We start from the raw sequence: 10,059 nt of genomic DNA, 5'->3' as shown, positions 1-10,059 counted from the left end.
GAAGATCTTCGCGGCATCGGCCCGGAGGAATTCGCTTCGTCCGACGCGGGCTCTCTTCATGAGGAGCTCGTCGACCTGCGTCTCGTCTCGCGTTTCGTCGATGCTCAGCGAGACGCGAACCCGCGCCGTCAGTTCTCCGCTTCGTGCGAGTCTCTCGTAGGCTGCGAGAACCCGATCGGTTCCGTCGGCCTCGATGACGGAAGTGATGCCGAATTGGTTCGCCATCGCGAGTCCTCGCTTCAGTCCTCGGGCGTAGTCATCCTCCGATAGTCGAGGAAGATGTCGCTCGACGAGACCCGCCGCGGCCTCGCGAAGCGTACCCGAGGGCTCGCCGGCTTCGTCGCGCTCGATGCGACCGTTCACCGGATCCGGGGTGTTCCGGTCGATGCCAGCGAGGGCGAGCGCCCTGCTGTTGACCCAGGCGGAGTGCCCGTCGGCAGAGCTCAAGTAGACGGCCTTATCCGGTGCGATGCGATCGAGCTCCTCGCGGTGGGGATTTGCACCGGGAAAGAGGGGGAGGTCCCAGCCGCCACCCACGATCCAATCGGATGAAGAGGCCTCCCGGGCACACGACTCGATCGCCTCCAGCACCGCAAGTCTCGACTCGAGACCGTTCAAGTTGCATTGACCGAGCTCGACACCACCAGTAACCAGATGGACGTGCGAGTCGTGAAAGCCAGGAAGCACCATCGCGCCGTCGAGCGAGATGACCCGCGTCTTGGTTCCCACGAAGGCGTCCACGTCGTTATCCGCGCCCACGAAGACGATCTCGCCCGCCGATATCGCCACGCTCTCGGCCCAGGCGCGCGCTTCGTTCATCGTGTACACCGAGCCCCCCCGAATCACGAGATCGGCAGACTCGGGAGGCAGGCGACAGGCACCGAGAGCGAGGATGAACGCGCCGAAGAGCCAGAGGCGTCCCCTCCTCGTTTTTTTTTGGTCGCTTTTGGATCTCACTCCGGCGATTATGTCATAGACGCGAGAAGCACCCTTTTGATCTTCGCTGGCGCTCGACGTGGACCACCTCGCCCGAACCGTCCGCTTTTCCGCCGGCCGCAGGAGAGCTGATTGACGCTGGCTCCGTCGCTCGTCTGGGTGCTCGGGGGCAGTCTCGCCGCTTATATCGTGGCCCTTTACGCCCTGTGCTTCAGGATCCAGGGACGCATCCAGACGTCGGAGGACTATCTCGTCGCCGGTCGGAAGCTGACTCTTCCTTTCGCCACCGGCACGATCCTCGCTACCTGGTTCGGAGCCGGCACCGTCCTGACCGCCGCGGACGAAGTGAGACAAACGGGGCTGAGGGCGGCTGCCCTGGAGCCGTTCGGCGCGGGTGTCTGTCTCCTGATCGCGGGATGGCTCATCGCCGGTCCAATCTGGAAGATGAAGCTCTTGACTCTGAGCGATCTCTTCGGGACCCGATTCGGACGCAAGGCGGAAGTGCTCTCGGCGCTCATCATGGTGCCCAGCTACTTCGGCTGGGTCGCGGCCCAATTCGTGGCGCTCGCGGGAATGTTGCACCTGTTCTTCGCGATCGACCTTTCGGCCGGCATCCTCATCGTCGCGCTCGTGGGCTCGGGGTACACATTGCTCGGTGGAATGTGGTCGGTGACCGTCACCGATGCGGTTCAGATTGCATTGGTGCTCGTAGGGCTCGTCCTGCTGGCGCTCTCCACTCTGTCCGAGCTCGGAGGGGGGAGCTCCCTCGCCGGCCTGGTGCGCCTCTGGAACGACACGCCTCCCGAGATGAGAAACCCGATTCCGGTGGAATCACTGCAGCAGCTCACCGACTGGCTTGCGGTTCTTGCGATCGCGGCGCTGGGAAACTTGCCGTCTCAGGACATCGTCCAACGGATCTCGGCTTCGCGGACACCGGCGATTGCCCGACGGGCATGCCTGTTGAGCGGCTATCTCTACATCGGTTTCGGTATCATCCCCGTGGGACTGGGTCTTTCGGGACGCATCCTGTTTCCTGATACCCTTAGCTCTGCCATCCTTCCCGCGCTCGCCCATGGCTTCACTCAGCCTTTGGTAGCCGTGAGTTTCACGGTCATGCTCGTCTCCGCCGTGCTGTCGTCGATCGATAGCGGTATCCTGGCCCCGGCCGCAGTTCTCTCGGAGAACATCTTCCGCCACGTGAACCGTGGACGTTTTTCGTCTCTGACCCTGAACCGCCTCGCCGTGCTCCTCGTCGCATCGGGTAGCGCCGCCATGGCCTACTCCGGGCAGAGCGCTTACGGATTGCTCGAAGATTCCTACGAAGTCGCCTTCGTGAGCCTGTTCGTTCCGATGATGTTTGCGGTCTATGGCTTTCGGTGCGCGCCGAAGGCGGCGGTGGCATCGATGAGCTCGGGTATCGCGATCTGGCTCATCCACTGGGTGACCGGATGGCAGTACGTGGCGGAACCGTTCATCCCGTTGCACCTTCCCGCTTCGCTCGGGGCGATGGCAGCGAGCCTCGTCGCCTATGTCATTTTCCGTCGCCGGAGTTGACGCCGGAGCCGCCGATCGAAGTCTTCAGCTCGTTGGGGCGGCGAGGGTCCGGGTTCCGTAGGTCTCGATGGTCAAGTCCCGGTCGAGATAACGCCTGGGCTCGACCGCAGCGCGGAGATAGGAATCGACCCAGTGGAACACGTTCTTCTCCCGAACGATGTTCTTCAGCCGAGCCATCCGTCTCTTCCGCTCGGCCGCCCCCATGGTAAGGGCTCGCTGAATCGTGCTGGCGAGCCCGACGACGTCATATGGATTGACTGTGAGCGCATCCTCACCGAGCTCGCAGGCAGCTCCGGCGAACTCGCTCAGAACGAGCACGCCTTTCTCCCCGATGTTCGAAGCACAAAACTCCTTGGCGACGAGATTCATGCCATCCTTCAAAGAAGTGACCAGGAGCGCATCGGCGATACGATAATAGGCGGAGAGCTCCTCTCGACTCAGGTTATGGTAGAAATACCGAACCGGAACCCAGGAAGCCGTTCCGAACGCCCCGTTCACTTCTCCGACCAGCCTCTCGAGCTCGAGTCGCAAGCTGCGGTAATGGGGTACGCACTCACGGCTCGGAATCACATGCTGGACGAAGCACACGTTCTGACGGAGCTCGGGAAACCGGCCCAACGCCGCGCGGAAACCACGGAGCTTGTGCAGCAACCCCTTGGTGTAGTCGAGCCGGTCGACTCCCAACAGAATTCTGAGCCCTCCGAGCTCGTTCTCCAATCGATTGGAGATGGCGGCCACTTGCTCGCTCTTGGCCAACGCCGCGAACCGCCGGTAATCGATGCTGATGGGAAAGTCCCCGGCTCGCGTCGAACGAAAGGTATCCCGTCCCGATTGCCCCGCGTGAATCGCTCGCGCCCGGACCTCGACGACGCTTCCGCCGCTTTCCTCGATTTCTGTCTCTTGGGTCAGCTCTTCCACGCAGCCGATGAAGTTCTGGAGGTCATGCCGGGTCTGAAAGCCCACGAGATCGAACTGGAGAAGCGCGTCGAGAATCTGCTGTCTCCATGGAAGCCGGAGGAACAGATCGGGCGCGGGAAACGGGACGTGCAGGAAGAACCCCAGCCGGTTCGCGACGCCCCGCCGACGCAACTCCGCACCGGCTCTGAGAAAATGATAGTCCTGGATCCAGACGAAATCCCCTTCCCGCGACGAGCGCGCCACGACCTCCGCGACCTTTCGATTGACCTGGCAGTACATTCTCCAGTACCTCGGATCGAAGTTGCACTTCGCCAGGAGATCGTGGAACAGGGGCCACAGTACCTCGTTGGAGAATCCGCGGTAGAAATCCTGGATCTCTTCCCGATCGAGAGGCACCGGCCACAGCGTCAACCCCAGCTCACGGGCCGCTTCCCGAAGAGCTCTCTGAATCTCAGGATCGATCGCTCCGGGCATTCCCGCCCAGCCTACCCAGGCCCCGCACCGCTCGCGGAGCACGGGAGTCAGAGCCGTTACCAGTCCGCCACTGCCCGGCTTCGCCTTCCACCGCGCGTTCTTCTTTTCGAAAACGACGGGCAGGCGATTCGATACCACGAGAAACCGATCCCGATAACCGTCCATAGTTTCCTTTCGGTTGCCGATCGGACTCGAAGCAGGACCAGGCCGAAAGACAAGCCCAACGATTTGGCTGAATTTGGCGAAGTATACCAGAAAGGGAGTCGAGATTCCAGACGAAAGATCACAAGTTTCGCAGAGGAAAGCTGGGCGACGGGAGATCTACGCCTTTTGCCGCCGGTCGCCGCCGTCGTTTCCCCTCGTTTTCCCGAGGCGGATCGAGAGGTCGTTACCGAGGTCGAGGAACTCCTGGAATCCGGGGCCGCCGCTCTTCAGGCACTGAAAATAGAGGTTTTGGACTTTCCACAGCTCTACCTCGAATGGAAGCGACCGGACGAGTCGAACGCGCTCGCGGAGCGCCGACAGCTTGGCTCGATCCCCGGGCGCCGCGAAGTAGGCTTCGGCGAGCGCATCGAGGCTCGTTCTCGCCGTCCAGGCGAGCGCCGGCTCGTCGAGGCGGACCCCTTCTTCCACTGCCTCGCGTACGAGGCTCCCGATCTCCTCGGCGCCGTTTCGCCAATCGGAGAGGGCTTTTCTGAGCCGCGCGTTCAAGGCCACTTCTGCCGCAACCGACAGCGCGGGCGGCAGCGGCACGCCGAGGTCGGCGAGAAACCGAACCGTGCCCCAGTGCCGCTCATAGATACTGCGGTGCGCCGCCTCGGCGTCCTCGAGCGACGATTGGAGGAGGAAGTCGACGATCTTGCGCTGCTCGTCGCCGAATAGCGACCGGAGGTTGTAGATATGTCCTCCGAATCGCTGGTCGAGCGAGCGGAGGAGAACCGTGGTGTCGGCGCTTCGGAAAGGTCCTACCAGCTCGGTGGCGAGACCTGAGAGCCGATCGAGCTCGACTCCGGCGGTGACGGTGTGATCGCCCAGGTGGAGAACGGCGAAGCTCAGCCGTTCGGTCGAACGCGTAATGCGGGACGTGAGCCGCACTCTTCCCAGCATCAGGCGCATCGCCCCCGAGCGAAGAGATTGGCTCTCCACCCTCTCGACGTCGAAGCTATAGACTCGGTCGATCTCACCGTCGGGTTGGAACAGAGTGCTGATGCAGTAATGGGCGCAGAGCATCTCCCAGGTGATCATCGCCGGTCTGACGCTTCTGAGGTAGATGTCGCGCCCCGTCCCCGCCTCGGGGCGGTTGCTGACCGCCAGATCGAGTCTCTGCAGAAACTCTGCCTCGATCGGCTGGCCGAACACGTCCTCGGCGAGCTGTACCGCTCGACCGGCGTACCGTAGAATCTGGATCGTCTCGATTCCCGCGAGGTCGTTGAAGAACCAGCCGCAGCTCGTATAGGCGAGCTGGAGCTGGCGCTCGAGCTCGAGCAGCTTGAGCACCGTCACCTTTTGCGGCTCGGTAAGCTCTCCCAGACGCTCGTCGACTTTCGCCGGGTCGCGGTCGAGGATGAGCTCGATGTAATCGAGAATCGCGGCAAGGGGGTCCTTCACGTAATCGGCGAGCTTCGCTTCCAATCGAGCGGCGGTTTCGTCTCGCAGCCAGTCCAGGGCGGCGCGGAGCGGAGCTCGCCACGCCTGGCTCCAGCTCGGGGAGCCGCCGGTTCGACAACCGCAGCTGCTCCGCCATCGCTCGATTCCGTGGGCACAGCTCCAGGACGTGTTCTCGAGGATCTCCACCTCATGCCCCGGGGGGAACCGTTCCAGAAACTCTCCGTAGTTCGTCAGGCGAGCGTCGACGTTTCGATCGATGCTGTCGAGGGCGAAGGCGAGGGCCATGTCGCCATGTGGGTGGTGGTGGCCGTAGCTCTCACCGTCGGTCGCCACGTGCGCCAACCGGGCCTTGCCGTCGTCGCGCGCGATCGAGAGCAGCCGGTTGGCGAGCGATTCTCCGCGGTGCAGAAGGCCCTCGAACGCGATGGCCTTCGATACGGTACCGTCGTAGAAGAAGATGACGATGGTCCGTCCCGATGGCAAGCGTTGCACGTAGGGAAGCGTCGTGTCGATCCGCCCCCCGGTGACATCGTCCCAGGAGTCGTTTCCCCGACGCCGCGTTCTCCTCGCTTGCGAAGGTGCGAGAATCGTGAACCGGATGCCGTGAGCCGACAGGACGTCCAGCGTCTCCAGATCGGCGGCGGTCTCGGCGAGCCACATTCCCTCCGGTCGGCGATGGAAACGATGCTCGAAGTCGCGGATTCCCCAGACGACCTGGATCTCCTTGTCTCTCTTGCGCGCGAGCGGCATGATGGCGTGGTTGTAGACGTGGGCGAGCGCAGAGCCGTGTCCGGAGAAGCGGAGCTGGCTCTCTTTGTCGGCTTCCAAGATGGCGGAATAGACCGCGGGCGCCTCCCGCTCGATCCACGAGAGAAGGGTCGGCCCGAAGTCGAAGCTGATACGCGAGTAGTTGTTGACGATGGCGACGATGCGCTCGTCGTCATCGAGGATCCGGGAAGCCGCGTTCGGGGCATAGCACTCGGCGAGGATGCGCTCGTTCCAGTCGTGATAGGGCCGAGCGGAATCCTGAGGCTCGATGGCTTCTAGCCAGGGATTCTCCCGTGGAGGTTGGTAGAAGTGGCCGTGTACGGTGACGTACTTCATCACGATTGAGGCGCTAGGACGAATAACCAGGGCGACGCGGGGGTAGAGTCAGCGACACCCATCGAGTGCGACATACGGCAGCAACCTGGTCAAGATGATAACGCCGATGCCGAAGAACCGTCGCGGAATTAAACTGGCAGAGGGGTGAGGAGACGGCGCATGTGTCCGGTGATGCGAAGGGGACAGGCGGGACCGAGAGGGCGCTTGCCCCGCCGCAAGCTGGCCGAGCCGTGACGGCCGATCGATCGCGGGTCCGGTCACGGCACCGAGCACTGAGCGGTGAGTCACAATTCTCGAACTTTGCGATAGACTGAGCTTTGGAGGACCGAGGTTGAAACGAGCCGAACGTCACCACTTGAAGCAGGATGAGTTCGTCCAGGGCATTGAGCGGACTACGGACTGGATGGTCGAGAACAAGAGGAACATCGTAAACGCGGTTCTGCTGGTTCTCGGTGGCGCCCTCCTGTTGGGTGGCCTGTACATCTACCGCAGCCGTCGGGCCGCGCAAGCACAGGCACGATTCGCGGAAGCCCTCGAAATCTACCACGGCGACGTACGATCGCCGGGTGGCGCGGCGCCCACGGGTGACGCACCGACCTTCGCCAACGCGGAGGAGAAGTACCGCGCGGCCCTCGAAGCGTTCGAGGGCGTCGCGACCGAATTCTCGGGCCACGAGGCGGGTCGTCAGGCGCTCTACTACATGGGCGTGTGCCATGCGGGGCTGAAGGACTACGAGCGCGCCGAGGACGCTCTCGCCGACATGGGCTCCGGCTCTCGGGATCTCCTGTATTACCTCGGCACGCAAACACTGGCAGCGGTCAAGGCCGAGCGCGAGGACTTTTCCGGCGCGGCGGACATCCTGCGTTCCCTGCTGGAGGACGAGGCCAACCCGCTTCCCAAGGACTACGTTCTCTTCGAGCTGGCGAAAACCGAGGAGAAGGCTGGGAACCTCGATCAGGCTCGACTCTATTACGATCGCATGGTATCGGAGCACCCCGACTCTCAGCTCCGTGGCGACGCGATGAACCGGCGCGACGCCCTCGAGTTCGTCGCCAGCTGAGCTCGTCTCCGACATGAGAAAGCGCGGCTTCGTATTCTGGTTCGTGTTCGTCGTCGCCGGCATGTTCGCGCTGACCGTGACCTCGCTCTTCGTCCTCGTCTGGAGCCTTCGCGCCTCGGTGCCCGGCGTACCCGAGCGCGCTACGATCAGCCTCGACCTGGCCGCCCCCTATCCCGAAGATCCGCTCTACGCTCTGGGCGGTCCTTTCTTCGGCGTGGAGGGCCTGACTTTTCGCGACCTGCTGTTCGCCATCGAGCGCGCCAAAACCGATGAGCGCGTGGAAAAGCTTCTGCTCCGGGTTCGGGGCAACACGCTGGGGTGGGCCCGTTCGGCGGAGCTGCGCGAGCAGATCCTCGACTTCAAGTCGTCGGGAAAGCCCGTGGTAGCCTTCATCGAGTTTTCGTCCAATCGTGACTACCTCGTCGCCTCTGCCGCCAACGAGATCTTTCTTCATCCGCGTGGATTAGTGGAGCTATCGGGAGTGCGCGCCGAGATCATGTTCCTCGCCGCGGGCCTCGACAAGCTCGGGATCGAGCCCGAGTTCGAGCGCGTCGGTCGATACAAGGACGCCCCCGACACGTTCCTGCGAGAGTCGATGAGCGAGGCGACGCGCGAGGCCACCGGGGCGCTCGTCGAAACGATTCACGAGCATCTGGTGGATGCTATTGCCGAAGGCCGATCTCTCGATGAATCGAGCGTCAGGGCGGTTCTGGAAAAGGGTCCCCTCACGCCTGGCGAGGCAATGGAGCTGGGGCTGGTGGACGGTCTCCGGTTCCTCGACGAGGTGGAGAGCGCGGAAGGGACGTCGGCCCTCGAGACCGAGCCGGTTCGCATCGCGGATTACCGGCGGGCCACGACCCGCGCGTCCGCTTTTGGCGCCGATGTCCGCATCGCGATCATCTATGGCATCGGTCCCATCGTCCCCGGAGGCAGTGGGGAGGACGCCCTGTTCGGAAGGGTGATGGGCGCGGATACGATCGCCTCGGCGTTCGAGAAAGTGCGGAAAGACGATTCGATCGATGGCGTCGTGTTTCGCATCGACAGTCCGGGCGGGAGCGACGTGGCGTCGGACGTCATCTGGCGCGAAGCCATGCTCACCCGGCAAGAAAAACCGGTCATCGTCTCGATGGGGAGCGTCGCCGCTTCGGGCGGCTATTGGATCGCTACGGCATCGGATGCGATCGTCGCCGAGTCGACCACCATTACCGGCTCCATCGGGATCTACGCCGGCAAGTTCAACCTTTCCGGGCTCTATGAAAAGCTGGGGATCGGCGTGGATGGCGTGTCGAGCACCGAGAGCGCGGATTTCTTCAGTGACAACCGAAATTTTACCGCCGACGAGCGCGCCCGGCTTTCGCGCGTCCTCGAGGATGGCTATCAGGCGTTCTTGAGGCGCGTCGCCGATGGTCGCGGCATGAGCACCGAAGCGGTCGAGGCGGTGGCCCAGGGACGCGTTTGGTCGGGAGAGATGGCTCTTCAGCTCGGACTCGTCGACGAGATCGGCGGACTCGAGCGCGCGCTCGAGATCGCGAAAGAGAAGGCAGGTTTCGATGCCGACGCATCGGTGGAGCTGCGGATCTACCCCGAGAAGCGCAACTTTCTCGAAGCCCTGCTCGAGAGTATCTACCGAGCGTCCGCTCCCCTGCGGTTGAATCTATTCGACCGGGCGAAACTCGTCGAAAGCTCTCCGATGCTTCAGCTGCTCTCCCGCGGAGTGCCGCTGGCGCTGATGCCCTATCAGCTCGACGTTAACTAGCAGGCTGATCAAAGAGTACAGTCCAGCCTGCGCGAGCGGAGCGAGCCCGGCGCGCCTGCCGCGCCGTGAGCAGCTCGAGCCGTGGCGGCACGATCGATCACGGGTCCCGCCACGGCATTGAGCACTCTCAAGTGCTCAATCGAGCTGCTTCTTCAGCTCGCTCAGCAGAGCGAGCGCGTCGAGCGGCGTCATGCGCTCGGGATCGATCCGGCGAAGCTCGGACACGATTCGAGCCTCGGCTTCGGCGAAAAGCTGCAGCTGGCGGGCCCCTTGGGTCGAGCTGCCACCGGTGACATGAGGGCGTCCCTCGATGTCGAACTCGTTTTTCTCGAGGTTCCGCAGGATTGCCTGCGCGCGTCGGATCACCTTGGAGGGAATTCCTGCCAGTCGCGCCACCTGAATTCCGTAGCTTCGATCGGAGCCGCCCTCGACCACCTTCCTCAGGAACACGATGTCGTCGTGCCATTCGCGAGCCGACACGTGGCGGTTCACGATGCCGGGAAGCTCCGATGCCAGCTCGGTGAGCTCATGGTAGTGCGTTGCGAAGATCGTCTTCGCCTTGAGCCGGGGCTCGGTGGCGATGTACTCGGCGACCGACCAAGCCAGGGAGAGACCGTCGAAGGTCGCGGTCCCGCGACCGATCTCGTCG

Annotated in this window: 7 protein-coding genes; 3 read left to right on the top strand and 4 right to left on the bottom strand. The window is 63.2% G+C overall.

Annotated elements, in window-relative coordinates:
- The coding region (locus VEK15_10940) for an amidohydrolase family protein (protein HXV61200.1) at window positions 1–957 on the bottom strand (957 nt) is incomplete at its 3' end.
- 111 nt (window positions 958–1,068) lie between these two features.
- On the opposite strand from VEK15_10940, the gene VEK15_10935 reads away from it, so the two are divergent.
- Window positions 1,069–2,490: a sodium:solute symporter family protein gene (locus tag VEK15_10935; GenBank protein HXV61199.1), complete on the top strand. Its 1,422-nt coding sequence runs from the start codon at window positions 1,069–1,071 to the stop codon at window positions 2,488–2,490.
- Between the two features lie 24 nt (window positions 2,491–2,514).
- On the opposite strand, the gene VEK15_10930 is transcribed toward VEK15_10935, so the two are convergent.
- On the bottom strand, window positions 2,515–4,047 hold the full coding sequence (locus VEK15_10930) for a trehalose-6-phosphate synthase (GenBank protein HXV61198.1): 1,533 nt from the start codon (window positions 4,045–4,047) through the stop codon (window positions 2,515–2,517).
- 156 nt (window positions 4,048–4,203) lie between these two features.
- The gene (locus VEK15_10925; protein HXV61197.1) at window positions 4,204–6,594 is read right to left on the bottom strand and encodes a DUF3536 domain-containing protein; all 2,391 of its coding nucleotides are present in this window, start codon (window positions 6,592–6,594) and stop codon (window positions 4,204–4,206) included.
- Window positions 6,595–6,925: 331 nt separating this feature from the next.
- Between VEK15_10925 and VEK15_10920 the strand changes: the two genes are divergently transcribed.
- Both VEK15_10920 and sppA read left to right on the top strand, forming a co-directional pair.
- Entirely contained in the window at window positions 6,926–7,654 is a 729-nt protein-coding gene (locus tag VEK15_10920; GenBank protein HXV61196.1) for a tetratricopeptide repeat protein, read from the top strand.
- 13 nt (window positions 7,655–7,667) lie between these two features.
- On the top strand, window positions 7,668–9,410 hold the full coding sequence (gene sppA / locus VEK15_10915; GenBank protein HXV61195.1) for a signal peptide peptidase SppA: 1,743 nt from the start codon (window positions 7,668–7,670) through the stop codon (window positions 9,408–9,410).
- A 135-nt stretch (window positions 9,411–9,545) separates the two neighbouring features.
- On the opposite strand, the gene VEK15_10910 is transcribed toward sppA, so the two are convergent.
- Window positions 9,546–10,059 (bottom strand): DNA mismatch repair protein MutS (locus VEK15_10910; protein ID HXV61194.1); only part of this gene is annotated, 514 nt, incomplete at its 5' end.

Source organism: Vicinamibacteria bacterium, assembly GCA_035620555.1.
In the GTDB taxonomy this organism is placed as follows: Bacteria; Acidobacteriota; Vicinamibacteria; order Marinacidobacterales; family SMYC01; genus DASPGQ01.
The sequence above is the reverse complement of the archived record's forward strand: the minus strand, read 5'-3'. Positions and strand labels throughout refer to the sequence as shown.

What these genes read in the sequence shown, in the direction of transcription:
- VEK15_10930 (HXV61198.1), bottom strand. Translation starts at nt 4,047, where the DNA reads ATGGACGGTTATCGGGATCGGTTTCTCGTGGTATCGAATCGCCTGCCC.
- VEK15_10925 (HXV61197.1), bottom strand. Translation starts at nt 6,594, where the DNA reads ATGAAGTACGTCACCGTACACGGCCACTTCTACCAACCTCCACGGGAG.
- sppA (HXV61195.1), top strand. Translation starts at nt 7,668, where the DNA reads ATGAGAAAGCGCGGCTTCGTATTCTGGTTCGTGTTCGTCGTCGCCGGC.